Origin of the sequence: Bradyrhizobium sp. ISRA430, from assembly GCF_029909975.1 — a bacterium.
Classification (GTDB): Bacteria; Pseudomonadota; Alphaproteobacteria; order Rhizobiales; family Xanthobacteraceae; genus Bradyrhizobium.
The window spans coordinates 7,551,566-7,576,731 of the sequence record NZ_CP094516.1; the positions used below are offsets into that span (position 1 = coordinate 7,551,566).

The following is a 25,166-nucleotide window of genomic DNA, read 5'->3' on the forward strand; positions in this document are numbered from 1 at the left end:
AATGGATCGCAGTGTTGTCGGGAGCATACGGAGCGTTTCGCTCGATCAGTCTGCAGAGATCCAACGCGTTATTCATGCGCGTCAGGCCCGCACAGTACGTTTGCCGCGATGCGCTTCCGCCGCAACCCGGAATTTGGCGAGGCCCCGATCACATGCTTCGGTTGGCCCTTGTACAGGCGATGATCACACGGCCTTGGCCGGACCCGGTTCTTGGTGGATGTCATGGGTTGCGAACAATGGATATTGCTTGAGGGATCTCGGCCGATTGATCACCCATTCTGTTCTGCTGGGCGGCGGTCGTGTGCATCTGTCCGTAGTGATAGACACACCACGAAGACAGTTTCTTGCCGCGTCTTTGATATACAGGCTCGCCGCACATATAGGCCTCTCTGGCATCTCCATCTTTGAAGCCGATGATGCAACGGCATTGGCCTTCAATATGGTCGATCAACAAGACCTTCTTGACGCCGTCGGGCTCTTTCAACTTGCTTCTCCATAATGCCAAGCAATATCTTCCGACACCGCGCTGGTCACGCGGAGCGACAATTGCAGCTCAGGCTCTTTGAAAACCTGCGCAGGCCCGCCGTCTGTCGCACCTTTGCGCGATGGAAATGCCTTGCCACCACGGGAAAGCAGTTTGAACAGAGCGGAAAGCCGGTTCGGCGAACTGATTTTGGCGCGGTGTCGCGCCAGTGGAGGGGCCTGGTTCAGATTCGGGAAGCAGCGTCCCCCCGTAGGGGGTTCGGATGGAGGTCTACGTCGGTCAATTCTGACCTCATCGGCTCTCTGGTGCCCCGGCCCAGAACAGCCACATAGTCTCGGTTCCGGAATGGCGAACCATTCAAAGCTACGTGCGAGCCATAGCGCCGCAATCGGGACTCGCTGCAGAGCCCTTCCGACCGACCCGCCACCGGGGATGAGGATCATGACCGACCATCGGGACGGGGATCTGACCAGCTGAGACATTCGCAATCCTTCACAATCCCGGCGGCAGACCGAGATAGGTGCCCACCTCAAGATCGTACAACTTAACGTTACGTCCGATTCAAGCCCTTTTAGGCAGCCGTGTGAACGTGGCCAAGCTCTCAAATCGGGCCGCCGGCCGGTCTGGTGTCGCACGCATTCAGCGCTGCGATTTGCGTCAAGAAAGTTCGTCTCCCTTTGAGATCAGGGTCGCTGCCGATGAGCCCATTGTCGGAAACGCTCACCCTTTTGCGACCAATTGCTCGCTACCTTTGCAGCCGATTGCCCGCCTGACCTCCGCTGCGCCGTCATTGATTAGCTCAGTCACTTCTATCCGACGCTGACCCTGCAATGCCAAATGCGGCATCCGACCGATAGTTTTCGATGAGGCCGGCCTGATGGGGGCGCAGCCTGTAGCCCTTGGGGGAGGGCGAGGAACGATCCTGCGAAGTGCCGGCGGCCGTCATCCAACGCACGTCGCGGTCGCTGACTTCGCCTGGTGCGGGGATTATCGCAGCGTCTGATAGAGGCGGTACAGCAGCCGCGCGCGAGGTTCAATCGACGAGATGTAGAGTTGCTCATAATGCGTATGCGCGCCCTTGCCGTCGACGCCAAGGCCGTCAAGGGTCGCGGTATGCGGCGCGGTGAAATTGCTATCGGAGCCGCCGCCGCTGAACGCGTCGAGCAGCTCGAAGCCAAGCTCGGCGGCCAGCTCTTTGGCGTGTGCGTAAAGCGCAGCACCGGCGCTGGTCTTCTCATATGGCGGACGGTTCAATTCGCCTGATACCTTCACGCTGACGCCCTCGGTGCGCGAGCTGATGCCGAGAATCTTCGGCACCAGCTCGTCGGCATGGGCCATGGTCGGGACGCGCATGTCGACTTGCGCATAGGCCAGTTCCGCGACGACGTTGGGCCTGGTGCCGCCGCGGACGACGCCGACATTGACGGTGATACCGCGCGTGAGATCGTTCATCGCTTCCAGCGTCTGGATCACATGGCCGAGTTCCCGGATTGCGCTGCGGCCGTCCTCGGGGCCCGTGCCGGCATGCGCGGGCGCGCCCTTGATGAATACGTCGAAGCGCGCAACGCCCTTGCGCCCCGTGATGACCTTGCCGCCGTCGCGCGCCGGCTCGGTCACCAGCACGTATTTGGCCTTGCGGCCCTCGGCCTCGATCAGCGCGCGCGAGGTTGGGCTGCCGATCTCTTCGTCCGAGACGTAGAGGTGGGTAATGCCGAGCGGCGGGCGTGCGTCATCGGCGCAGATTTGCCGGAATGCGTGATAGGCGAGGTAGGCACCGCCCTTCATGTCGTAGATGCCGGGGCCGAACGCATTGTTGCCGTCGATCTTGAATGGTAGCCGTTCGATAGATCCCATCGGATGAACGGTGTCGAGATGGCTTAACACCAGAATGCCCGGTACGCCCTGCCCCCAAGAAGAGCGGGTGACCAAATGATCGCCGCAGCCGTCACGCCCCGCAACGCGCTCGACGCTGGCCGGCAGGTCGCGATAGCCTGCTGCGACGACATCAGCCAGTTTGTTGATCTGATCCGGCCGCTCCGTCGGAGATTCGATCAGGACCCAGCGGCGAATGCCCTTGAGAATCGGGGCGATTTCGAACGCGTTGCTGGACATGGTTGTCTGACGCCTTTGAATTCGATTGTCATCGCTTCTGCAAGATGATGACATCACCATCTACTCACATCAGAATCGAGCCCGAAGATCTAGAGAGGCGCCATCCGTTGTGACCCCGGGGCGTGCCTCTGGACCAGATCCTGCTGCGGCAACGATGCTACGCGCCTGTCGATCACAACTGAGCTACCAAAGCTGGTAGTTTTCGACGAGATTATGCAGCCGAGGCCGTACTGGAGTTGGACGTTCTGGTGAGCTGTAATTGTTCTGATCAGGACCTTCCTGCGATTTCGGCAAAAAACGCATTGTCCTGACCAGGTAACCCGCACGCGTCTCGACGCGGGAGGTCGCAGGCCGGCGCCAGCATAGCAGGACAGGCGAAGCGCCGAAATCGCCGGAGCTGATGAGGCCTTTCAATACGAGCTCTAATCTGTGAAACCAGTCGCAGCCCGGGCGATTGTTCGATGACCGTCGCTGGAAGCGACCAGCGATTGAGGCCATCCACCGTTCTGCTCTCCCGACGGCATCTGCGCAAAAACCGCACTCAGTCAAGCAGTAAGGTTCGAAGCGCGCCCCGGAAGTTGATCAACGGATTTCCATGGCTTTCTCGGGTCGCGATAATTCGTCCGATCAAGATGGTATGTGTGCCAAAGCACCTTGTGGTCATACAAAACGCATTCGAGCGCGCAAAATGCGTCCGGCAATAGCGGTACATTGAGGACGCCCTGATTCCAGGGCGCGGTATCGAAGCGGTGAACGCCTTTCGCCCCCTCCCGACCGCCAAAACGCAGGGCAAGGTCCTCCTGGTCACTGCGGAGAACACTGACTCCAAAGCTGCCGTTGGCAAGGATCTCATTATGTACCTCGGAGCGGGCTTGATGCCAACGAACAGGCACGGCGGCTCCAAGCAGAGTGACGTCACAGAACTCACCGTCAGTCCACGTCGTCCGGCTGCCGTCCCGGTCGTCACGATGGCGACACCGCTCGCCAGGCTTCGCATGGCATGGCGGAACTCTGCCGGTTGGATAGACGGCACATCCCGAATCGCAGGAGAGAACCGGTGGCTCATGATCTGCCTCTGGAGTTGAACCCCACTTCTAGTGTCTCCACACCCAGAGACGACTTTGATCCCTATTGGGCCTGTAATGGGGTACCCGGTGTGGGAATTGCGTGCCTGGCAGGCTCAGATGAGACCGGGTATGACTTCGATGTCCTCTGGATCAGCTACAGTCAGGACCGGACGGACGTGCAATATCTCGGCGCGTTGCGCCGGATCGGCGATCGCAGCGGCAGAATTGAGAACTGCCGCCGCCACGTGTTTCAACAGGGCCCTCATCAAACAGCAGACCGCGCTGAGCAGCCCGGCGACGCGCCAGTGCACCTGGAGCCGTGGTCGCGATCCGATCAGCTGGGTTGGAACCTCGCTGGGGCCCCGTGCGGACGGGATGATGCCGATTGCGGTACCGCCCGCGCGCCTGCCAGAGCTTCTCCGCATGTAGACGGCATCGGCGCACCTAATGCACATTTAGGAGAACACGCTTTTTTGCCTCGATAAGATGCTCATCGAGCGTTGCGTGCAGCGCACCCCGCAGCTCCGGCGGGATCGAGCTATCTGTATCGATCAATTCCCGAAACTTCCGAATGATGTGTTCCATCACTGCGATAGATCCGAGTGTTTCAATCCTCTGCAAGGACATCATTCGATTGTCTCCTTTGGCGCGCAGCGCGCGCTTCATCGCGGGTCCTCACCTCGGCAACCCGGGCTGCAACAGGCTCTCGTCGATAAAAAAGTTGGCTCTCGCGCGGCGTGCTGAGCGCGAATTGCTTTCGGCAGGGCGAGCGCAGGCGGCGCACGCTCCTTGAAATTCCGCGGAAGTGACGCGCATTCGTGGCTGTAGTGTTTTCGCGCTCGTGAGCAGCAGACTTGGTCGCAATACCGGAACATCGGCTAGCTCGGCTGTCAGGCGTTCGAAACCGCGATCAGACGCTTCAGTCGAGCGGCTGCGGCGCCGCGATCAAGTGATTCTTGTCCAAGTGCTACGCCTTCCTGCAGTGTCGAGGCCCGCCCGGCCACGACCAACGCCGCCGCCGCGTTCAAAAGCGCGGCGTCGCGAAATCGACCTGGTACGCCATCGAGCACATTTTGCAGCGCAACGGCATTAGCCTCGGCATCGCTGCTCTCCAGCGCGTCGTTGCGGCTGCGGGGGAGCCCGGCTTCTTCCGGCGTCACTTCAAAGGTGCGAACTATACCCGCCTCAAGCGCAGCAACAAACGTTGGGCCGGTGAGGGTTATTTCGTCGAGCCCGTCCAAGCCATGAACAACCCATGCCGATTCGGCACCAAGGTTCTTCAAGGCGTACGCCAGAGGCTGCACCCATTCGGGACACAATACCCCAACGATCTGCCGCTTGACCCCGGCCGGGTTGCACAGAGCCTCGATCAGATTAAAGATCGTATGGGTTCCAACTGCGGTCCGGATCTGCCCGATGCGCTGCATCGCCGGATAATGGGCTGACGCAAACATGAAGCCGATGTCGGCTTCCTGCACGCAACGTGCGATGGCCTCAGGCTTGAGATCAACCTTCACACCGAGGCGCGCCAACACGTCTGCGGCGCTTGAACCCGAAGACGCAGCGCGGTTGGCATGCTTGGCCACAGGAATGCCGGCTCCGGCGACGATGAAGGAAGCACACGTCGACACGTTGACCGAATACATAAGGGTCTCGCTTGTGCCAGCGAGACCGACGGGGTCGCATGCCGCCTCGATCCGCGGCATTCTATTCCGCATCGCCGAGGCGGCGCCGGTGACTTCTTCGACCGTCTCGCCCCGGACCCTCATCCCCATCAACAAGGCTCCGATTTGCGAGGGAGTTGCGTAACCCGACATCATGCTGTCGAAGGCTGACGCAGTTTCCTCACGCGTCAGAGTGGCGCCCGTGGCAACTTTGCCGATGATCGATCTAAGCACTTCCATCGAACTTTACGCGTTCCTTGTCCAACCTCGAGCTCTTCCGTTCAGCGAGACATCGTTGAAGAGACGACACGGCACCGATTGCCTTGATGCAGCGGCCCCGCCCCACGCGGCATGGCCTCATTGGCGCTTGAGGCGGTAGTCGGTTGATTGTGGGCACACTTGGCGAGGCTACAACCTGACGCTACGTGAGGGTCAAGCTCCATTTCGGGGGCGAGAGGAGATCGTCGGCCAGTTAGAACACTGCAGGTGCTTGTCGCAGGACCGATGACACTGTCTCGCGCCCGCTTGCCGCGTCCGCAGCGGCCTCTTTACCGCGGTGTTCCGGCCGGATCACCGCCCTGCAGGAAGAGCAGGGGCGTCCGGTTCTTGTCGCACAGCTGAATGAAATGAGCCCCCTTTAGCGCGCTGTCGCCGAACGGCACGCCATTATTGGCAGGATCGCGACTTGAAATCCATGAAGCCGCGCAAAGCGCACACGAGTGATGTCGCATAGTGCGGCTGGTATTCTTGAAATCGGCTGCCATCGACCAGACGAGCAATGATCTCTCGCATGTCGAACGCGCTTGCGCGTCCTTTGGAATGATCCCGTAGAGTTCGGACGCACTATAGGCGGGCGGCTCGGGGCCTACTCGATCGATCGAGGTCTTCGTTGGTTGGTGGAAGCCAGGAACGACATCGCGGGCAATCGCATTTGCCTGGATCTCGGAGCTTGCGAAGTAATCACCGGTGCCCGACACGCTGGCGTGCATGAGGGCGCCGCGCCAACTGACGAGTGCTGCGTGAAGCTCGGGCACGGCGTCGGCCGCTTCGCGGACCGGTCTCGTCAGGAGAGCCGCGGATACACAGGAACGCAGACATTCTGGCAGCAAAGTTGCCCGCTGCGACATGTGGGTGTTCTTCTCGGTATCCCGTATGGAACGGATCGACGAGAAATGCCTCGTCACAAAGAATCCGGGCGAGCAAGCTCGCGTTGGTCTCGCACCCAAGTAGAACCAGTTCGCGAACGGCGCGATGGGCCTTCAGAGCAGCCTCTATGCGGTGGCATGATGATTTCGGCGAGCATGGGATCGAACGCCGGCGTGATGTGCGGGCCTTGCATGATGCCGCTGTCGATCCGTACGCCATCCGGATACTCGAGAAGAAGTACTTTGCCGGTGGTCGGGAGGTATCCGCGTTCGGGAGCCTCCGCGCAGAGCCTGAGCTCGATTGCATGCCCATTTGAAACACGGCTGCGAAAGTGCAGGTTCGCGGCCCGCTGCCGCATAGACTTATTCGGCGATCAGCTCGATGCTGGTGATCATCTCGGTCACCGGGTGTTCGACCTGAAGGCGTGTATTCATTTCCAGAAAGTAGAACTCTCCGCTGCTGGAAATGAACTCGACCGTTCCTGCATTCTGATAGTTCGCTGCACGGGCGATGCCGAGGCCGGTCTCGCAAATCCGGGTCCGCAATTCTGGTGATAACGCTAGCGAGGGCGTTTCCTGGATGATCTTCTGGAAACGGCGCTGCACCGAACATCCGCGCTCGAAGAGGGGCCCCGCGTCAACCTCATGGTAGGAAATTGCAGGACGAATTCCAAGCTTGTGCAGCATTTTAATGATACGTGCGGCTAGTCACGCGAATCTAAAGTTCGCCAAATAATGTCTGCTGAGCTTTGTGACAGAAGCGTTTGACCGAAGCCAAAATCTGGTCTGCGGACTTGGTCCATTTGAAGGGCTTCGGGTTTCTGTTGTGCAGGTCGATGAAGGTACGGATGTCGGCCTCGAGCTGCCTGACGGAGGTGTGGACACCTCGCTGGATCTGCTTTCTGGTCAGTTCAGCGAACCAGCGCTCGACCTGATTGATCCATGACGTGGACGTCGGCGTAAAATGAACATGATAGTGAGGCCGACGTGCGAGCCACGCTTTGATCTTGGGTGTCTTGTGGGTGGCGTAGTTATCCATGACGATATGGACATCGAGCCCTTCAGGAACTTGGGCATCGATCTCTTTTAAAAACTTCAAGAACTCGACCGCTCGGTGGCGCTTGTAGCATTTGCCGATAACGAACCCCGAGGCGACATCGAGCGCAGCAAACAGCGAGGTCGTACCATGCCGCACATAGCTGTGCGTGCGACGTTCCGGCACCCCAGGCATCATCGGCAAGACCGGCTGCTCGCGATCGAGTGCCTGGATCTGGCTTTTCTCATCGATGCTGAGGACGAGGGCTCGGTTCGGTGGAGACAGGTAAAGGCCGACGATATCGCGCACCTTGTCGACGAACAGCGGATCGCTCGACAGCTTGAACGTCTGGCTGCGGTGCGGCTGCAAGCCGAACGCCGCCCACATACGGCGGATCGTGGTGTGGGAAAAGCCAGTTTCCGCAGCCATCGAGCAGATCGACCAGTGCGTCGCATCGGCCGGCGTCATACGCAACGTCCGCTCGATCACGGCAGCGACCTGATCGTCGTCGATGGTGCGAGGGCGGCCAGGGCGGGCCTCGTCAAGCAGGCCATCACAGCGGTCCTTCAAGAATCGGCGGCGCCACTTGCCAACGGTATGTTCGTGGAGGCCGAGTTCGGCAGCTACAGACTTGCTTGGCAAGCCATCCGCACATCGCAGGATCGCGCGGCATCGCTCAGATAGCGACCGGGCAACACGATGACGACGAACTTGCCTCTCCAAGTACGCCCGCTCCTGCGGACTCAGCACTAACGGCGCGATCGGCCGGCCTCGCTCACCTGCATTCGCCACTCGCACTCTCCTCTGTAGAGATTCGAGCTATCAACTAATGTGACGAACTTGCGTTCCAGATGACTAGCTCACCCCTATTGGCAATCAGAACGGTGTCGAAGGGCAATCTGTGCATTCGCCTATCCGGACAAGCGCGATTGAACCAAAGCGTCGGCCAATTGTAGGCGAGCCATGCTCGTCACCTGCCCTCGGGTGACCGCCCTGCAGGTCAGGCTGGGACCATTTCTGGGGATACGGAAAACGAACAGGCCGCCACATCTTCACTTCGAGTCGCTGCTTTTCTTGCTGGTGTCTCGCACGGAGATCACGTAGCGACATTGCTGACTGAGGCTCGCTTGCTTGGATCTGAGGCAGGCAGTGATGGCGGTGCGATCTGGTATGTGGCTGCTACAAAGGCGGAACACGTCCTCCATGCAAGCCTCTTTCTCTTCTGCGGTCGGCGTTTGATCGCGCGCGTTGACCGGCCCGGGGATTACAGCTGTCATTGCGACGACAAGAGCGATGGCGCAGTGGTAGATTTTGAGGCGCGAAGTCAACTGAGTTCGTTGATTTTGAGTCATGATATCCCTTCAAGTCCGTGTGGCTGCGTTACTGTTCTTCCTGCGCGAAGCGCAACATGACCTGTCAACCGGGAAACAGGCCGGAACTGATTAAGTACGGTAGTGTGAGAAATGCGGACGCCGTGGCCGGCGCGGCGCCGGGTTGAAGGGGCCGGGCCAGCTATCGCGAGGCAGAGAGATCAGGCAAAAGCGCAGGTGCGCTCAAGCCACTGTTGATGATGCATTCAATCGTTCAGAGCGAACCATGATGGCGCGCGCCGAGACTAGTTTGGTGTAATCGCGCCCGTGTCCCGCGTTATGTGAAGACGTTGGGTGGGGTATCTGGGATGGAGCCTCCGTCTGGCGTTCCTCTGAGGCTACGGTTATGGGAGCGCTCTGCCGTGCAGAGCTCGAAACGCGCGATTTCGTCCAACCGCGACAGGAATAGCTCCGACGAAGCGCGGACAAGGATGCACCTGAAGGATCTTATCGTCCTGATCGAGTCGCGCCAGGTGAGTTTAGAGGTTTGAAACATTCGCGATTCTCATGACGTCTCCGGAACCGTCTGGATTGTCGGACGTGGTTCCCACTTGTCCAGGATCGTACAATCTAACGCTACGTGCGATTCAAGTCCCTTCGTGCGTCCGATCGTCTGAGGACGGCAGGGCTGTGCATTCTTCGTACGAGCCTCGGCTGCAACGCGCACTTTGGTGTTTCAGAATAGCGGCCGTGCATGGCGACCGTCCGCTTCGGCGACCGAGGCCACGAGCGTCGCTGTTACGTGGTTATACGGAGCGCCGCTGTCGCATTTCTTTGATCTGCGAATTGCATGCTCTCGGCATGAATCCGAAAAGTAAACTCTACCAGCCCGACCACTGGCGAGGCCGTGCGGAAGCAACGCGAAAGAAAGCGGAAGCGCTCGCTGACGGAAAAGCCAAAGACAGGCTGCTCAAAATTGCCGTGGAATACGACAAGCTGGCTCGGCGTGCCCAAGTGTGGCAGATGCACAAAGACGAGGACGATACGTGGCGCGAGGAAGAGCTGTAAAGCGTCGCTGCGGATCATCAAAAGGCTCCAGCCTGTTGATCGCTACCCAATGGCCACGCAAATGTCGCTCAGCAAGCAAGTCAGTGCCTGAAAGGGACGTTGAGGGGCACCGTAGGGCGAGGCATCCTGACGGTCCTGTGCCGCGCTCCAGAGCGCAACACATACGTGAAGGCGGAGCAGGCCGCCTGCCCAACGCTCCTTCAGGTCTACTTGTTTAGTCAGCTTCTCGAAAGCTAATTCTTATATCACGAAAATGCGCAACCCTAGACCTCAATTTGCAGTCAATGCGTCGCGCTTAACGCGGAGGCCCGAATGCCATCCGCGCGGGGACGTGTTGAGCTGTTACAGGTCAATGTTTGGCACTTCGTCGCCGCTGCAATTGGCATATCAGCTTCGCCAACTCGAGATATCTGCGTCATGTCTCAATATTTCCTTTGCGTTCGTCGCAGGGGTGGATTTCCAGGTAGCCGCGCGAAGTGTGCGCTGGAACTAAGTCTGTGAAAGAGATCTCCACGTCCGATCGATGGTACGCACACGGTGCGGCCGCGGCATGCGAGAGGCGTCGGAAAGCCCCTCGCGCGTTTGCCATTTGCAGGATTATTTCAGAAGAACGCTGCGATGATCCAGTAGATACCGGCCCAAAGCAGCGCATTTATGAGGAGTGCGGCCAGCGGCCAAAGGTTCAACCTCCTTTGCGCCTTCCGGGAGCGACAATCGGCGCCGTAATGCTTGATCGTTGGGCGCTTTGGTGCGCGCCAATGCGTCATTTCGGTCCACGGAAAAATGCCGGGCTTTGCATGCATCGTACCACTCATAAGTTCGGAGTCCTCTTTCACAAGGAGAGTATCAGAATCGTTGTCTGTTGCGCGGCGAGCCTCCGGCCGATGGTATGCTCGTGTATGGTCGGTACGGTTAGGGTCGCTTTCCGTCACCGCAGCAATCTACATGCCACGACGCAGAAGTATCAGCACCGCTTTGATGCCAACAAAAGCGCGTATGTCGGGCGTTGTCGACACAGAGCCGCTGCCAGAGGTCGGATTCGCGACGTCCATGTCCGAAAGACAACACCCGCATTAGCAACAGAAGGCTGAGCGTATCGCGAGCGCCATACCGTGAGCAATGCGTTCGGACTTGCATCGTAGTGTCGCGTGAAGATCGGCCGACGATCGCCCTGAATGAGATCGGCTAATCATTGTTTCTGACCGTAAGCTTACGAGGAGAGGCCGAGATGGCAGGCGATCCGCTGGATGTCATCGGTTCGATGACAGTTCATGCCAGGCGTCCACGGCTCTGGGTGCAGGCCGGCTCGACGCCCCCCGTACATTTCAATCGTGTTCACATAGATGGGCGCATTGCCACTGTTCAGTCTCGACGAGAAAGCCGTGAATGATCAGGTACGATCTCACCAAGCAGTAATATCGTCGGTTCAGCTGGAGCCATCACTGGCTTTGCGAGTCATCATGGAATGTAGATGTCAAAGCCCGCTATAGAGAGAATGCCATGATGCCGACCAATTCATTGAAGAGGAGGTGGCGCCAGTTTCTTGTGCTCAAGCGCCATGACATGAATGCGCACTAACGCTTGCTTGAAGCGCGGGAGAGCGATGGCAGACATAAGTGTTGCTGATGCGCGCTCTATTCGGCGAATGTGCGACCAACACTGGCTGGCATCGATGAGTAAGATGCTTCGCATGAGAGGGGCTCGATGACAGAGTTGTATTATGAGCGGGAAGGCGCGTCGGCGGACTGATTCGCCATCGCTCAGATCGTGCTACCTCGCACTCACGTCATCAGTGGCCCCTGAGAGCGTTCGGCCCACGATGCGATCGTTGGAAGACTATAGCAGGAGAACGAGTGATGATGGACATCTGCGGCTTTCTCAGATGGTGCTCTGAAGAGCGGCATAGTAGCGCTTTGCGAGACAACGTAATCTGCGTCGGTTTCAAGGCCCTCCGAAAGGCAAAGGAGCGAGCGTGCGAGCGCAGTTGATAGAGAAGCTGGAGGCCGGCCGCGTGCAACACGGCCGGTTCGCTACGGTTCCGGGATCAGGCCCTTGCGGCGTGTTCTTTGTGCAGGGGCCTTGCGGGTGTGAGCTAAAGATAAGTGGATTTGTCCGTCCTGGCTGGGAGCATGTTGCGGTCTCGACGCCGCGGCGCTGTCCGAACTGGGAAGAGATGTGCTTTGTCAAAGACCTGTTCTGGGATGAAGAGGAGTGCGTCATGCAACTGCATCCGCCATATTCGCAGTATGTGAATAACAGCCGATATTGCCTTCACCTGTGGAGACCGACTCATCGGGACATCCCGATGCCGCCACCGAGCTTTGTAGGCATCGTTGGGCTAGGACCCTCAGAAGCAGCAATGTTGTTCGCGCGGATGAGCGCGGCACCATGATGAGCTGAGTTAGGAATATCCAAGCGGAAGGTGACGCCGAGCGGCTGCAGAAGCACCGATTCGGCGCCGCCGAACTGAGACGTCAAAAGCGTGTATATGTCAGGATCGATCGCCCGTAGCCGTGCGCGGGGGGGCTGAGCCGAATTAGCTACTATCGACTAGGAGCAGCTAACAGTGCACTGATCCCGGTAAAGGTCGCGGAGCCGTGCTGAACGCGGTTCGGCGGCCACAACAGCATATCGCCGGGCCGGCGATCCTCACAAGGCATCACTGGGCGATCCGACGACGCGACTTGCGCACTCTTTGGAGCGAGAAGTGTGTGCCGACCGGCGGCGTAACGCGATGGCTGTGAGATCGAGGCCAAGGCGACGGTCGAATTCATTTTGACGAAGGCGCTGTCGCCCCATCACCCTGACTGCATCCGGAATTGCACAAGGTCGGCCTGCCGTCGCTGTGCGACAGTCATCAGCTCGTCGGCCACAATCCCGCATCTGGAGCGGGGCTCGTGAGCAGAGATGGTTGAGACACAAACTAGGCGTGGGGGCGGTAGCTTCGGCAAGCTTATCTGGTTGTCAGCTCGTCGTCAGCTTGCCGCAAGATCATTCGCAAGCAGAGCGTAAGCAGCCCGCGCTCGCTCTGAGGAAACGTACGCTGAAGAATCAGGCGAACCGGCATGTATAATCGAGTTAGTGGCCGATCCACACGCCCTAATCAAGCTGACGAACCGAGTCGGTCCGCGGACAGTTACGAATTTGCTCAAACATTGACGGATCTCGCTCAACGGGAGAGCCCGCCATCTGGGGAATTGTCCGACAAAATGGGGCTCTGCTGCAGCAAGCCACAGACCTCAGATGCAATCATTTATAGTCCAAGCACCTCGGAGCCCAGCACATCCTCTCTGTCCACCAGCTCAAATCCAACCTCTCCAGCGAGGCCTATCCGTCCTTTGTTCGAATACAGGACTGCTGAATTGTCCGAGGCCAATGTCAACGGAATCTGCGTTGGATTGGCAGCGGAGTGGCTCCTCAATCTCCCGAGCAGCCCATCATCCCGGATGAGGGCGCTGCGCCCGGGGACTCAAAATCACAGCTCAGCGGCCATGCGGCAGCAGCGGTATGAAGACCTCAAGAGCCTGTTGCGAAGGAATAGGGCGGAAGGTTCTCACAACCTTCAGGCAAAAAGTACGATGTTACGCGAAGCCGGCCTAGAGCCGTTCGCCCAAGAGACGCGATATAGGTTTGGTACATCTTCGCGCATTGACCAGATCGTGAATGAGGTCGCCGACAATGGGTCGATCTACTTGGTCAGCTTGCGTTTCGCCGCAGGTGGCGCCCACACAATCGCAACGTCGACATCGAATGGAATGACGACCCTCTTTGATCCTAATTATGGGGAATTTACTGTTCGCTCAGATCAGATGGGTGAGTTGTTCAAAAGTCTCGCCGACCGCTACAGGAACCCGAACCGACATGATATATCGGCCGTCGTCACACAAAGGATGACGTGAGTGTTTCGGAGGTTGCAACAGACCTCGCCGAGGCCCGCGAGTGGATCCTTTCGCGATCGATGCCGGACATCCGCATCGCGTCCGGCAGTGCAACCGGCAGGGAACATGGATTGCGGCGCCCTGAACGCGCGCCCGACGTGAAGCAGAGCTCACCGCCGCCCTTCGGACGTTGGAGGGCCATGCTCGACGGAAGCTCTCTGGAAGTAATGCAGCGAGGGGAGAATGCTCAGAGAGAGGCTGGACGGTCACTCAGGTTGATGAGCTCGTGCCCTGGCGCGTCAAAGCCTGAATGGGCTGCGCTTGCACTCAAGCAGGACCGCTGGCCCATTAGACTTTCCTGAAAGTTGGCTAAGCTCCTCGTGTGGGTTTCGACGCCCTTGGCCCTTGCGCTCAGGGCTCAGGGCGGGCATCACGCATCCAACACAATCGGCACAAGTTGTATTTTCGTCTGCTTCGGAATCGTCGCTGGCCACTTCTCTACTGACCTCGCCAGCCAAACAGCTGCTGTCGACGACAATGCGTGCCGTCGCACCAGCGGACGACCGAGTCGAGGCTCGCCACGAGCTCCGCAGCAATCCGCGCCTTGTCCTCGTCGCTGCGCTTCCGCTGAGGTCCGACTCTGGTTGAAGATCTCAAAACCGGAACCGACAGTGATAACACTATGCACTGTGTTCGTTCCAAGCCTAACGGTCAAACGTTGCGCCGAGCCGACGATAGGTCATTTAACAATTTTCTGAATTTACGGCCTGGAGCCCCTCTCCGCGGAGCGGGCGCAAGCTGCCTATTAGTTTGATCTGGAAGACGTCGTCCGATGATTTACATATGATCCCAGTCTCACACCGGAAGCAGCGCGGGCACGACTCGGCGCTGGTCAGGCTGGTCGATCAGACGCTGTCCCTGCCACGCCCGCGCTGGTTGAAGTTAGCAGAAACGTGACTCGGCGCCCAAAAGCCCCACGCATACACAGGGCAAGCGCTGTCCCTACCACGCGCCGCTAACTTCGACGTCGCTGTACACGGACTAGCTTTCCGAAAGCTGACGAACCCGACGCGATTCACAAAACGAAGGCGGCCGGTGTGGGTCGATGCCCTCCTGTCTGGAACCAACCCATCTGTCCAGCGGACGTCCGACTTAAGGCTATGGTCAAGCTTCAAAGAGGTCGTGAAACTCGCATATGCCATGTGCCGCGAGAAGGTGTCAGCAGAAGCCCATCGATATTTGCGAGGCGCGGCTCTGCGACATCATTCACGAAAGACGATCCATTATCTCTGCGACTTCGACGACACCTAGGCCCACAGCTTCTCGTTCCCGTCGAGATCACGCCGGTGGCGGCTCCGATCTCGAGCGACGCGCCACAACCGGCGTCTTCCCCGTCTGCGCAGCGTGCAAGGGCTGCAATCATCGAGATCGAGCTTGGCGGCGGCTGTCGCGTTCGCGTTGACCGTGACGTGGACGTTGAGGCGCTGCAGCGAGTTCTTGAGCTGCTGCGGCGACGATGATCCCGATCCCGAGCGGCGTCAGGGTTTGGATCGCCACTGGCCACACCGACATGCGTCGCGGCATGCAAAGCCTGGCTCTTACAGTTCAGGAGATTCTGAAGCGCGATCCGCACGCTGGCGATCTCTACATCTTCCGGGGCCGCCGCGGCGATCTGGTCAAGATCCTCTGGCATGACGGATTAGGCATGTCGCTCTACGCCAAGCGTCTGGGTCGCGGCAAGTTCATCTGGCCGTCGGCGTCGGCCGGCGCGGTGTCGATCTCGGCGGCGCAGATGGCTTACATGCTCGAGGGCATCGATTGGAGGAATCCGCAACTAAGCTAGCGGCCGCAGAGCGCGGGCTGAGCGAAGAAACTACGGATGCAGGCAGTTTAGGGAGTCCCAACGCGTCCAATTTGTGATTCACTGCGTCGCATGGATGAGGATCGCGACGCTGTTCCGAATGACGTTGCCGCCCTGAGAGAGGCGCTGGCAGTCGAGCGCGCGAAGGGTTTGGAGATCGCCGCCGAGCTCGCGGTCGCCCGCGCGAAAGCGTCGGAAGACGAAGCGCTGATCGCCCAGCAGCAGCTGCAGATCGCCAAGCTGAAGCATCAGATCTATGGGCAACGGTCGGAGCGTTCGGCGCGGCTGATCGAGCAGTTGGCGCTGACGTTCGAAGAGTTGGAAGCCGATGCCACCGAGGACGAGCTTGCGGCGGAACGAGCCGTGGCGAAGACGACGACGGTGCGCGGATTTACGCGCAAGCGCGCTGAGCGCCAGACCTTCCTTGAGCACCTTCCCCGGGAGCGGGTGGTGATCGAAGGACCTACGGCTTGTGAATGTTGCGGCAGCAATCGCCTTCGCAAGCTCGGCGAGGACGTGACGCGCACGCTGGAAGTAGTGCCGCGCCAGTGGAAGGTGATCGAGACGGTGCGAGAGAAGTTCTCCTGCCGCGATTGCGAGAAGATCAGCCAGCCGCCGGCGCCATTCCATGCCATCGCCCGGGAATGGGCTGGCCCGAGCCTCCTGGCCATGATCATGTTCGAGAAGTTCGGCCAGCATCAAATCGCCCTTGAAAAATGCTATCAAACACTCTAATTTGATAGCATTACAATCAGTCTCCGGAGGGCGCCATCATGGCCGCCGTCACCATCCGCAACCTCTCCGAGGAGGCGCATCGCGCCCTGAAAGTCCGCGCGGCGCAGCACAATCGCAGCGCGGAAGCGGAAATGCGCGCCATTCTGGAGGCCGCCGTGCGTCCTGAAGGCCGGCTGCAGCTCGGCACCGCCCTTTCGGAGATGAGCCGGAAGATCGGCCTCACCAATGCCGATGTCGAGGCACTTGAACACGGCCGCGACGCGCGTCCCGCTGAGCCGATGCGCTTCGAATGATCCTGCTCGATACTAATGTGGTCTCCGAGGCGATGAAGCCCGATCCGCACCCAACGGTCCGTGACTGGCTCGACGCCCAGGCGGCCGAAACGCTGTTTCTCTCCAGCGTCACCATCGCCGAACTGTTGTTCGGCATCGGCGCGCTGCCGCGCGGCAAGCGCAAGGACAGGCTGGCAGCTGCGCTCGACGGCGTGTTGGACCTGTTCGCAACCCGCATCCTGCCCTTCGATACCGACGCGGCGCGGCGCTATGCCGAACTCGCCGTCAAGGCGCGCACGGCCGGAAAAGGCTTCCCCACGCCCGACGGCTACATCGCTGCGATCGCCGCCGCGCACGGGTTCGCCGTGGCATCGCGCGACACAAGTGCGTTCAATGCCGTCGGTCTGACGATGATCGATCCCTGGACCGTGACCAGCTGATAGGGTTGTCGAGCGGGCGCGTCACCGTGACGGCAGGCAAGGAATTGCTGATCCGGGTAAAAACCACCCCCTTCACCAAGCTTGAGCGAGACCGTTCGGAAAAACCTCGGTTGATTGCGAGTTCAACATTGTAGTCCGAATAGCCAAACCCCCGGACTGCTGAAGCGGTGATCCTGCGGCCTACGCCGAATGGATACGTTGATGGTGCGCTCGATCTCGAACAGCGCATCGAGCTGTCTGACCGCCTCCAGCGCGATCGGAGAGAACGGTTTGCCCTGCACCAAGTCGTCGACCGAGCGGGTTGAGACGACGGCGGTGAGCGCCTTCTCGGCCATGCGCGGGGCTCCAGGAAACCCGGAAAATAGGAGCGTTTGCGCGGCTTGGGGACCCGAAGCTCGATCGTGCCGGCCCGGGTCCCTCGAGGTCCGGTCGCGGCAACCGTTGCGTTCGGCCAGACGCTCGGGGGTCTTCTCGCCGTAGGCGGCGCCGGTCTGGCAATCGATTTCCAGCTCCATCAGGGGCTGGGCGGCAAAGCCGGTCATCTCGCGCAACAGATCGGCATCAGAGGTCTTCTCCACGAGCGTGCGCAGGTTCATCACGTCAGCCGGTCATCGGTGGTTCCTTGGTGACGTTGGCATGCAATGCGATCCTACCGGAGAACTGCCGGTGGCCACCGCAAAGCCGCCCGCCCGCTACTGCGCTATTTGGGCGCGCGTCCGGGCGGCTTTGCTCTACCGAGCTACACCATCACTCGGAACACGACCATGAGATGATGATCGCCCTGGATCGGCTCTACGAGAGAGTGTGTGCCGCCCTTTCGCTGGACCACCTGCGAGTGTCGCAAGTTCAAGCGCGGTTAACGAATGGCTCGATGATCTTAGTCGTAAGCCAGACCGTCAGACGGCTTACACATGGCTGATGGGTTCAGTATACTGGCTTCGCCGCTCAGGCCCGAAACAACAGAAGCCTCATGGCATGGCTAAGTCATGGCGATCATCTCCCTGCGGCATGCGCTTCGACGCCCCCGTTCCAATGGAGCGAAACAGTACCAGGAATGAAGGGCGCGGGGCTTTTGAGTGTAGGGCGGCACTTCGGGGCTACATAGCGCTTCTCGGGCGCATTACGAAAAATGTCGGAACACGCATCCCTATCGCGCAGTCGCCAGCCGCGAAAGCACGGTGGCCTCAGTATCGACCGTGGGGACCACGAAACGGTGGCTGGCCATCATCGATAGGGTACCGAACGTGCTCAAGTTGATCGACGCGGCCCATTCTTCTGAAGTGGCAGCGGGTCGAGGAGCGGTGTCGGGTCCTCCTGAACGCGAAAGCCTGCGGCGGCGCGCCGCCCGGAGCGAGATTAGGTTAGGCCCTCATAGCAGAGCCTGCCGGAATTTAGACGTGACAGTGCATCAGGGATGCTTCGCCTTTCCGCAGTTGCATCGTCGCGCGCGGGACCATCAGGTGGAAGACGTCCGGCATCCGCCAGGTCAGACATACTGCACCAGTCTGAGGTAATCGTCCGTGAGGACAGGTGAGCGAATCGAACAAGCCGCGTCTTCAAGGAAGGTGGTCAGAGTCCGACTAGCCCGATTGCGGACTTCGACAGATTGCCGGGCCGGCGCGCGAGTACGGAGAGTTGCAAGTTCGGAACTGACCAGGTCAGCCGCCGCTGCGGCGCAATCTGAGGCAGAGAAGCAGCCAGCAGACATGACAGCTTTTGCCAGCCCCAATGTGGTGAGCCAACCCGCATAGATCAGCACGGCACCGTCTGTCTCATTGAGCCCAGAGAGCTCCTCAATTGCAGCAGCATGGACTGATGCCGCTCCAACTGACCGAAAGAGATCGGCTATTTCGTCACGCGTGGCTTTAGAGAGGAGGCAGCGGCCGAGATGTGATAGGAGCGCCTCAGTCGGACCTTCGAAGATGCGAAGGATGCGAGCGTCTCGATAGATTTTGGCTAAAGGCGCTCCCTCATCGTAACCACGGCCACCTAACAGCTGGACGCATTGATCAGCGACAAGGCCGCACCACTCCGAGGACAAAACCTTCGTTGCCGACGTAAGGTGGACGTTTGGCGCGCCCTGCGCTGAAACAAGTCGGCAGGATGCGGCCAGCATCGCCTTCACGACTTCCCGCCGCAGCACCATCTGCCCAAATAACTGCTCGATGTAGCTGTTCTCGATCATACGCAGTTTACCGAGCCGACGATGGCTTGCATAAGAGGCTGCGACCTGGATAGCGCGCTCAAGGGCTCCAAGACCCATAGCAGCCACACCGACGCGGCCGCGGTTCATACTAGATGCCGCCGCGCCCCAGCCGTCTTGATCGCGAGAGAGCACGTAAGAACGCGGCACCTCGACATCGTGGAACTCCAGGGTATTCTGAATGATGCCACGTAGACCGAGTGTGCGATGCTCGTGCGTGACCTTGAGGCCTGGAGCTTGCCTGTCAACGAGTACACCAACGAGCCGACCTTTCGCATCGGGTCCAGACGCGCGCGCAAAGCAAACGATCCAGCGAGCCCAGTCAGCGAGGCCGATCCAGATCTTGCGGCCAGAGATACGAACTTTATCTTCGCGCATGAGAGCCGAAGCCTCTATATGCCTCGGGGCCGAGCCAGCTCCGGGCTCCGTCAAAGCGAAAGCGCAGAGATCGCCGCGTGTTGCACCCCAAATGATATGCTTTTGTTCGGGGATGTGCGGTGCCGCTTGGATGCAGGGCAAGGCCAGGAAGTTATGGATGACGAGGGTAGAGGCAGCGGAGACATCGAAGGATGCAGTGGCGGAGATGAGGTTGATGGCCTCCTGCAAGGGAAGAGCTAATCCGCCGTGCTCTCCTGGTGTGGTGAGCCCGAACAGTCCATGCCTTGCCAATATGCTGTGTAGGGTTGGAGGGAATGCTCGGCGGTCATCCGCGTCAGCGAAATTCAGCTGACTGAGGTCAGCGATCAAACTGGAGTATAGTGCAGCTGCACGGCCTTCGGCTGTGCGTTCCTGCGCCTCCCTGAATTGGGCGTAAACCTGAGTATACATAGCCATAAGGCCCACAATGAACCCGGTCGCGCTTCGTGCCAATTCATCCCCGTGGCTATCTCGGTTACACATTGGTATAGTGTGGATGCAAGCGCAGTATCAGCACGTTCTCCGGGACTTGGATTTATTGCGGCCGCCGCGCGGGATCTCATCAAGTTGCGTCTTTCGATACGACCTATCGGAGGCGTACGCTCGTTTCAGTGATCTCCCATTCTCCTCAAGACTCACTCAGCGTCGTCGATTGGTGTTTCGTCCCAAAGAGAGCCGACCGGGAGAGATCCGTCATGCACCAATCGGCAGCATAGCGAGGCGAACGTGAAATATGGCATTTAAATCATGTCCTCCGTGGCTGTTCGGCATAGCGTGGACATACGCGCAACACCAACGAACCGAATGATCTTGTGCTCGCGTCTGCAAGCGGATCGCTCGCATCGTGTTCACGGCCGCCTACCTTGATCTCTCGCGATGGGCACCCGGGAGATCGAACGGTGATGTCGGACAATGGTCAAGGAAGGAACGCTTTCGAATGTGAACCGAAAGCCGCGGTTCGATCCCTGGGCTGGCTCCCTGGTGCGGGCCGCCGATCGTCATTTGTGCAGTTCAGCTAGTCCTTGCTCGCGCGTTCGTCGAACGCAACCCCGAAGCCGGTGCGTAATCGGTCCGGCAGTCGTTCGGTAGATTTGATACCAGCGTGGCCGCCGCAACATCGTCGTGAACCGGCGAAGATCTCTTCGTGTACCTCGCAGCGCGACGGTGCTGACGGACAATGTTTCCGATTGCACCATCGCCGCGCTTTAGGCCGCGAACGAGCCCCAATGCGCCGGCGAGTCGCTCGACGGTCAGCCCGAACAATGCCCAGAACAGCCCGCTTTTAGCCCATAGCGCTCGCGCTCTTCGACGGAGAATGGAGGCAGGAACAGGTCATCGACGGCCAGAGCGGTGTCGACGAGAGTGGCGTGGATAGGACCTCGCTGACGCGGTAGGGCGAGCCACTCTCGAACGGATCGATTGCTTGGCGGGCGACCGACGATGATGGTATGATGTCGTGCAGGCGCAGAATGCGGCGGCCTGAAATTTTGTCGTACCCCGTGCAGGTAATCTGGGCCGGGCGCGGCGGTGGACGCTGATCGCGGCAGGGGGCTATCACCCATCACTGCCGTTGGCCACGATCATCGGTCCTGGTACGATCGGCAGCGCGCACAGCTTTGCGATGTGCTCACGCTCTCGGCCTAATAGCTTTCGCGAAAATCATGCTCAAGCAAGAACCTAAACCGCGATCACGATTGATCCTTTGGCGCTGTCTTCGCGGGCCCTTCATCTTCTCAATGTGGCGCCAGGTAGATCACATTCCATGACGCCGGCTTGAGCGTCGCCCGCAACCTCCCGCGGTCAAAGGCCACGCTTTGCAAGGGCGCCGGCTTGACCTTGTCCGGCGTATCCTCGGTATTTGTCGCCATCGGATCATCGTGCCGGAGCTCGAGCCGCTCGTGAACTGTCAGGGGACCAAAGCTTCTGGCCTCGACGCTCACCTCCATCTCCTGCCTCAGATCACGATTGAGCAGAAAGAGCGACAAGCCGCCGCCTTGTTCGGCGACTGCCGCTATCTTGAGATACGGCACGTCAGGCACTGGAAAGGTCTCGGCCGGTCTACCGTCAGGATTGTTGTACGACGCATAGTAGGCCTCCGACTCGACTTGCGCGCGCAAAATCCTGCCGCGGCCAAAGCGGCTCATATACGCAAAAGGAAAGAAGATGGTTTGGCGCCACGCACCTCCGCCTGTCTTGGTCATGATCGGCGCTATGACGTTCACGAGTTGCGCCAGACAGGCAACTCTCACCCGATCGGCGTGATTCAGCAGGGAAATGCAGGCGCCGCCGAAGGCGAGCGCGTCTTCCATCGTATAGATTTCCTCGAGAATGGGTGGTGCCACTGGCCAGCGGTCTACCACCGGGGCAACCTCGTTGCGCGTTCGATACCAGACGTTCCATTCGTCGAAGCTCAGCATAAGACGCTTTTTGGAGCGCCGCTTGGCCGCAACCGCATCAGCTAGGACGATGACCTCATCGATGAAGCTGTCCATCAGGTCGGTGCTCGCGAGAAACGATGCGGTGTCCTGACTGTAGTTCTCCAGATAAGTATGGATTGAAATGTAGTCGACGTAATCGAAGGTGTGTTCGAGGACCGTTTCTTCCCATTGGCCAAAACTAGGCATCTTGCGCGACGATGAACCGCATACCGCAAGCTCGATGGTAGGGTCCACCCGCCGCATCATCTTGGCCGCCTCTCTTGCAACTACCCCGTAAGCGGCGGCGCTCTTTTGCTCTATCTGCCACGGCCCATCCATCTCATTGCCGAGGCACCACAGCTTGATCCCATGAGGCCTCCGCCAGCCGTGCTTGCGGCGGAGCTCCGACCACGCAGTTCCTCCGGGATGGTTGCAGTATTCGACCAGATTGCGAGCGGCGTCGCCGCCGCGGGTCCCCAGATTGACGGCCATCATGGGCGCGACATCGGCGGCCCTGCACCAGTCCATGAATTCATTGGTACCGAAGCTGTTCGGCTCGGTGCTGAACCAGGCCAAGTCGAGGCGCGCCGGCCTCGTCTCCAGTGGCCCAACGCCGTCCTCCCAATTGTAACCGGAGACGAAATTGCCGCCAGGATATCGAACGAGGGTCGGGCCGAGCTCCTTCACCAGCGCCAGCACGTCCTTCCGAAAACCTCTTTCGTCTGCGCTCGGATGGCCGGGCTCGTAAATGCCACCATAGATGCATCGGCCCAGATGTTCGATGAAAGCACCAAACAGACGAGGGTCCGTGTGACCAATGATGAAGTCGCGGTCGATCAGAACTTTGGCTTTCCTCATGTTCTTCTCGGGTGGCTTGCGGTTGATGACAGTTACGAGGTGGCTGCTGCTCTGCGAAAGGGAACGAATCAAGATTCGTGCCGACACTGGAGAGAACTCCATGAAGCCGATCCGCATCTACTGTGGGATTTGCGGAGTGCGAGCATTCCGCGGCAGCGACGTCGTGGAGATACCGGAAAGGGCCTGCAAAGAAGTGGTTTCGACGATCCGCATCGATCAGGGCAGCGAGTTGGTCTCGCGCAATCTTGACTGAGGGCTACAGCGCGGCGTCGCGCTGGGGTTGGCAGCCCAAACACTCGGCAGAGGCAGCTTCGTGAGACTCAAATAGCGACAGGCCCACTTCCATCGCAGTGCTGGACCGGTTTTACCTTGGCCGAGGCCGTGTCGCCGAACGAAAAGTCACAAGCAAATTAGGTCTCATCTCTACCGCCGTTCATAGAGGCCGATGGGTTGGGCCTCTGGCGCGGCTTCCAAGGGCTACGTTGCAAGCTCCCCGACGCAAAAAACCCTGGCATTCCTGCCAGGGTTTCGCATGTCATCGACACTGTGGGAGGTGGATCAGAAGTCCATACCGCCCATGCCGGCGCCCGGAGGCATTGCTGGACCAGCCGCCGCCTTCTTCGGCAGCTCGGCAACCATCGCTTCCGTCGTGATCAGCAGCGCCGCCACCGAGGAGGCGTTCTGGACCGCGATGCGCACGACCTTGGTCGGGTCAATGATGCCTTTGGAGACAAGGTTGCTGTACTCGCCTGTCTGCGCATCGAAGCCATAAGAGTACTGGTCGTTGTCGAGGACTTTGCCCACCACGATCGAACCGTCTTCACCGGCGTTGATCGCGATCTGGCGGGCCGGCCAGGACAGCGCCTTGCGCACGATCTCGACGCCGGTCTTCTGGTCGTCGTTCTTGGTGCGCAGGCCCTTGAGCTGCTCGGAGGCACGGAGCAGGGCGACGCCGCCGCCCGGCAGGATGCCTTCCTCGACTGCCGCGCGGGTCGCGTGCATCGCATCATCAACGCGATCCTTGCGCTCCTTCACCTCGACCTCGGTCGCGCCGCCGACGCGGATCACCGCGACGCCGCCCGCGAGCTTGGCAAGACGCTCCTGCAGCTTCTCACGGTCGTAGTCCGAGGTGGTCTCCTCAATCTGCGCCTTGATCTGGGCCACGCGAGCGTCGATGTCGGCCTTCTTGCCGGCGCCGTTGACGATCGTGGTCTTCTCCTTGTCGATCATCACCTTCTTGGCGCGACCGAGCATGTTGAGGGTGATGTTCTCGAGCTTGATGCCGAGGTCTTCCGAGATCGCCTGGCCGCCGGTCAGGATCGCGATATCCTGCAGCATGGCCTTGCGGCGATCGCCGAAGCCCGGAGCCTTGACGGCCGCGACCTTCAGGCCGCCGCGCAGGCGGTTCACGACGAGGGTGGCGAGCGCCTCGCCCTCGACGTCCTCGGCGACGATGACCAGCGGCTTGCCACTCTGCACCACGGCCTCGAGCAGCGGCAGCAGCTCGTTCAGCGAGGAGAGCTTCTTCTCGTTGATGAGGATGTAGGCGTCGTCCATCTCAACGCGCATCTTGTCGGCGTTGGTGACGAAGTAGGGCGAGATGTAGCCGCGGTCGAACTGCATGCCCTCGACGACGTCGAGCTCGGTCTCGAGCGACTTGGCCTCTTCGACCGTGATCACGCCTTCGTTGCCGACCTTCTTCATGGCATCGGCGAGGAACTTGCCGATCTCGACATCGCCGTTGGCCGAAATCGTGCCAACCTGGGCGATCTCCTCATTCGAGGTGACCTTCTTCGAGTTCTTCTGGAGATCCGCGACGACGGCTTCGACCGCGAGGTCGATACCGCGCTTCAGGTCCATCGGGTTCATACCGGCGGCGACCGACTTGGCGCCTTCGCGGACAATCGCGGCGGCCAGGACGGTCGCGGTGGTGGTGCCGTCGCCGGCAGCATCCGCCGCCTTCGAAGCTACTTCGCGCACCATCTGGGCGCCCATGTTCTCGAACTTGTCGTCGAGTTCGATGTCCTTAGCGACGGCAACGCCGTCCTTGGTGATGCGAGGCGCGCCGAACGACTTGTCGAGCACGACGTTGCGGCCCTTCGGACCGAGCGTGACCTGCACGGCATTGGCGAGGATGTCGACGCCGCGCAGCATGCGATCCCGCGCGTCTACTCCGAATTTGACTTCTTTGGCTGACAT

General features: G+C 59.7%; 21 protein-coding genes and 2 pseudogenes. 6 read left to right on the plus strand and 17 right to left on the minus strand.

The window, feature by feature from the left end:
* Nucleotides 1–220: 220 nt before the first annotated feature.
* The 13 genes from MTX21_RS35510 to MTX21_RS35570 all read right to left on the minus strand — a co-directional run bounded on the left by MTX21_RS35510 (nt 221) and on the right by MTX21_RS35570 (nt 10,689).
* Nucleotides 221–484, minus strand: a complete 264-nt coding sequence (locus tag MTX21_RS35510) for a hypothetical protein (protein WP_280969113.1) — start codon at nt 482–484, stop codon at nt 221–223.
* A 987-nt stretch (nt 485–1,471) separates the two neighbouring features.
* Nucleotides 1,472–2,596, minus strand: a complete 1,125-nt coding sequence (locus MTX21_RS35515) for a M20 family metallopeptidase (RefSeq protein WP_280969114.1) — start codon at nt 2,594–2,596, stop codon at nt 1,472–1,474.
* 545 nt (nt 2,597–3,141) lie between these two features.
* Nucleotides 3,142–3,489 (minus strand): flavin reductase, encoded by a 348-nt coding sequence (locus MTX21_RS35520; protein WP_280969115.1) that lies wholly within the window; start codon nt 3,487–3,489, stop codon nt 3,142–3,144.
* Between the two features lie 287 nt (nt 3,490–3,776).
* A complete protein-coding gene (locus MTX21_RS35525) occupies nt 3,777–3,917 on the minus strand; it encodes a hypothetical protein (protein ID WP_280969116.1) in 141 nt (46 codons plus the stop codon).
* Between the two features lie 190 nt (nt 3,918–4,107).
* A complete protein-coding gene (locus tag MTX21_RS35530; protein ID WP_280969117.1) occupies nt 4,108–4,329 on the minus strand; it encodes a hypothetical protein in 222 nt (73 codons plus the stop codon).
* Nucleotides 4,330–4,553: 224 nt separating this feature from the next.
* Nucleotides 4,554–5,567 carry an anthranilate phosphoribosyltransferase gene (gene trpD, locus MTX21_RS35535; protein WP_280969118.1) on the minus strand — a complete coding sequence of 338 codons (1,014 nt, stop codon included), beginning with the start codon at nt 5,565–5,567 and terminating at the stop codon, nt 4,554–4,556.
* 426 nt (nt 5,568–5,993) lie between these two features.
* On the minus strand, nt 5,994–6,119 hold the full coding sequence (locus MTX21_RS40185; RefSeq protein ID WP_348637464.1) for a carboxyl transferase domain-containing protein: 126 nt from the start codon (nt 6,117–6,119) through the stop codon (nt 5,994–5,996).
* A 388-nt stretch (nt 6,120–6,507) separates the two neighbouring features.
* Nucleotides 6,508–6,831, minus strand: a complete 324-nt coding sequence (locus MTX21_RS35545; protein WP_280969120.1) for a hypothetical protein — start codon at nt 6,829–6,831, stop codon at nt 6,508–6,510.
* 4 nt (nt 6,832–6,835) lie between these two features.
* Nucleotides 6,836–7,159 (minus strand): hypothetical protein, encoded by a 324-nt coding sequence (locus tag MTX21_RS35550; protein ID WP_280969121.1) that lies wholly within the window; start codon nt 7,157–7,159, stop codon nt 6,836–6,838.
* A 31-nt stretch (nt 7,160–7,190) separates the two neighbouring features.
* On the minus strand, nt 7,191–8,300 hold the full coding sequence (locus tag MTX21_RS35555) for an IS630 family transposase (RefSeq protein ID WP_280969122.1): 1,110 nt from the start codon (nt 8,298–8,300) through the stop codon (nt 7,191–7,193).
* Between the two features lie 260 nt (nt 8,301–8,560).
* On the minus strand, nt 8,561–8,860 hold the full coding sequence (locus tag MTX21_RS35560) for a hypothetical protein (protein ID WP_280969123.1): 300 nt from the start codon (nt 8,858–8,860) through the stop codon (nt 8,561–8,563).
* A gap of 756 nt (nt 8,861–9,616) precedes the next feature.
* Nucleotides 9,617–9,904, minus strand: a complete 288-nt coding sequence (locus MTX21_RS35565; RefSeq protein ID WP_280969124.1) for a hypothetical protein — start codon at nt 9,902–9,904, stop codon at nt 9,617–9,619.
* A 584-nt stretch (nt 9,905–10,488) separates the two neighbouring features.
* Nucleotides 10,489–10,689 carry a hypothetical protein gene (locus MTX21_RS35570; protein WP_280969125.1) on the minus strand — a complete coding sequence of 67 codons (201 nt, stop codon included), beginning with the start codon at nt 10,687–10,689 and terminating at the stop codon, nt 10,489–10,491.
* 2,406 nt (nt 10,690–13,095) lie between these two features.
* Here MTX21_RS35570 and MTX21_RS35575 point away from each other — a divergent pair.
* From MTX21_RS35575 to MTX21_RS35595, 5 genes and pseudogenes are all read left to right on the plus strand, one after another.
* Entirely contained in the window at nt 13,096–13,785 is a 690-nt protein-coding gene (locus MTX21_RS35575; protein ID WP_280970898.1) for a YopT-type cysteine protease domain-containing protein, read from the plus strand.
* A 1,495-nt stretch (nt 13,786–15,280) separates the two neighbouring features.
* Nucleotides 15,281–15,607 carry an IS66 family insertion sequence element accessory protein TnpB gene (tnpB, locus tag MTX21_RS35580; RefSeq protein WP_280969126.1) on the plus strand — a complete coding sequence of 109 codons (327 nt, stop codon included), beginning with the start codon at nt 15,281–15,283 and terminating at the stop codon, nt 15,605–15,607.
* A gap of 90 nt (nt 15,608–15,697) precedes the next feature.
* Nucleotides 15,698–16,327, plus strand: a pseudogene (locus MTX21_RS35585) (IS66 family transposase zinc-finger binding domain-containing protein); the annotation flags it as partial.
* A 71-nt stretch (nt 16,328–16,398) separates the two neighbouring features.
* Entirely contained in the window at nt 16,399–16,653 is a 255-nt protein-coding gene (locus MTX21_RS35590) for a plasmid stabilization protein (RefSeq protein WP_280971339.1), read from the plus strand.
* Nucleotides 16,650–17,072 carry a type II toxin-antitoxin system VapC family toxin gene (locus tag MTX21_RS35595; RefSeq protein ID WP_280969128.1) on the plus strand — a complete coding sequence of 141 codons (423 nt, stop codon included), beginning with the start codon at nt 16,650–16,652 and terminating at the stop codon, nt 17,070–17,072. The genes MTX21_RS35590 and MTX21_RS35595 overlap by 4 nt, the downstream gene beginning before the upstream one ends.
* Nucleotides 17,073–17,347: 275 nt before the next feature.
* Here MTX21_RS35595 and MTX21_RS35600 read toward each other — a convergent pair.
* The 3 genes and pseudogenes from MTX21_RS35600 to MTX21_RS35610 form a co-directional block, all read right to left on the minus strand.
* A pseudogene (locus tag MTX21_RS35600) lies at nt 17,348–17,668 on the minus strand (transposase); the annotation flags it as partial.
* A gap of 890 nt (nt 17,669–18,558) precedes the next feature.
* Nucleotides 18,559–20,175, minus strand: a complete 1,617-nt coding sequence (locus MTX21_RS35605) for an acyl-CoA dehydrogenase family protein (protein WP_348637465.1) — start codon at nt 20,173–20,175, stop codon at nt 18,559–18,561.
* Between the two features lie 1,250 nt (nt 20,176–21,425).
* On the minus strand, nt 21,426–22,967 hold the full coding sequence (locus MTX21_RS35610; protein ID WP_280970899.1) for an alpha-N-arabinofuranosidase: 1,542 nt from the start codon (nt 22,965–22,967) through the stop codon (nt 21,426–21,428).
* A gap of 100 nt (nt 22,968–23,067) precedes the next feature.
* Between MTX21_RS35610 and MTX21_RS35615 the strand changes: the two genes are divergently transcribed.
* Nucleotides 23,068–23,220: a hypothetical protein gene (locus tag MTX21_RS35615; protein ID WP_280969130.1), complete on the plus strand. Its 153-nt coding sequence runs from the start codon at nt 23,068–23,070 to the stop codon at nt 23,218–23,220.
* 305 nt (nt 23,221–23,525) lie between these two features.
* Here the strand turns inward: MTX21_RS35615 and groL are convergent, their stop codons facing one another.
* Nucleotides 23,526–25,166 (minus strand): chaperonin GroEL, encoded by a 1,641-nt coding sequence (gene groL / locus MTX21_RS35620; RefSeq protein ID WP_280969131.1) that lies wholly within the window; start codon nt 25,164–25,166, stop codon nt 23,526–23,528.

Excerpts from the sequence above, each read along its gene's own strand:
- MTX21_RS35615 (WP_280969130.1), top strand. The coding sequence starts at position 23,068 with ATGAAGCCGATCCGCATCTACTGTGGGATTTGCGGAGTGCGAGCATTC.
- MTX21_RS40185 (WP_348637464.1), bottom strand. The coding sequence starts at position 6,119 with ATGCGAGAGATCATTGCTCGTCTGGTCGATGGCAGCCGATTTCAAGAA.
- MTX21_RS35545 (WP_280969120.1), bottom strand. The coding sequence starts at position 6,831 with ATGCGGCAGCGGGCCGCGAACCTGCACTTTCGCAGCCGTGTTTCAAAT.
- MTX21_RS35570 (WP_280969125.1), bottom strand. The coding sequence starts at position 10,689 with ATGCATGCAAAGCCCGGCATTTTTCCGTGGACCGAAATGACGCATTGG.
- MTX21_RS35605 (WP_348637465.1), bottom strand. The coding sequence starts at position 20,175 with ATGTGTAACCGAGATAGCCACGGGGATGAATTGGCACGAAGCGCGACC.
- MTX21_RS35610 (WP_280970899.1), bottom strand. The coding sequence starts at position 22,967 with ATGAGGAAAGCCAAAGTTCTGATCGACCGCGACTTCATCATTGGTCAC.
- MTX21_RS35575 (WP_280970898.1), top strand. The coding sequence starts at position 13,096 with ATGGGGCTCTGCTGCAGCAAGCCACAGACCTCAGATGCAATCATTTAT.
- MTX21_RS35515 (WP_280969114.1), bottom strand. The coding sequence starts at position 2,596 with ATGTCCAGCAACGCGTTCGAAATCGCCCCGATTCTCAAGGGCATTCGC.
- tnpB (WP_280969126.1), top strand. The coding sequence starts at position 15,281 with ATGATCCCGATCCCGAGCGGCGTCAGGGTTTGGATCGCCACTGGCCAC.
- MTX21_RS35595 (WP_280969128.1), top strand. The coding sequence starts at position 16,650 with ATGATCCTGCTCGATACTAATGTGGTCTCCGAGGCGATGAAGCCCGAT.
- groL (WP_280969131.1), bottom strand. The coding sequence starts at position 25,166 with ATGTCAGCCAAAGAAGTCAAATTCGGAGTAGACGCGCGGGATCGCATG.
- MTX21_RS35590 (WP_280971339.1), top strand. The coding sequence starts at position 16,399 with ATGGCCGCCGTCACCATCCGCAACCTCTCCGAGGAGGCGCATCGCGCC.
- MTX21_RS35550 (WP_280969121.1), bottom strand. The coding sequence starts at position 7,159 with ATGCTGCACAAGCTTGGAATTCGTCCTGCAATTTCCTACCATGAGGTT.
- MTX21_RS35530 (WP_280969117.1), bottom strand. The coding sequence starts at position 4,329 with ATGAAGCGCGCGCTGCGCGCCAAAGGAGACAATCGAATGATGTCCTTG.
- MTX21_RS35560 (WP_280969123.1), bottom strand. The coding sequence starts at position 8,860 with ATGACTCAAAATCAACGAACTCAGTTGACTTCGCGCCTCAAAATCTAC.
- trpD (WP_280969118.1), bottom strand. The coding sequence starts at position 5,567 with ATGGAAGTGCTTAGATCGATCATCGGCAAAGTTGCCACGGGCGCCACT.
- MTX21_RS35565 (WP_280969124.1), bottom strand. The coding sequence starts at position 9,904 with ATGATCCGCAGCGACGCTTTACAGCTCTTCCTCGCGCCACGTATCGTC.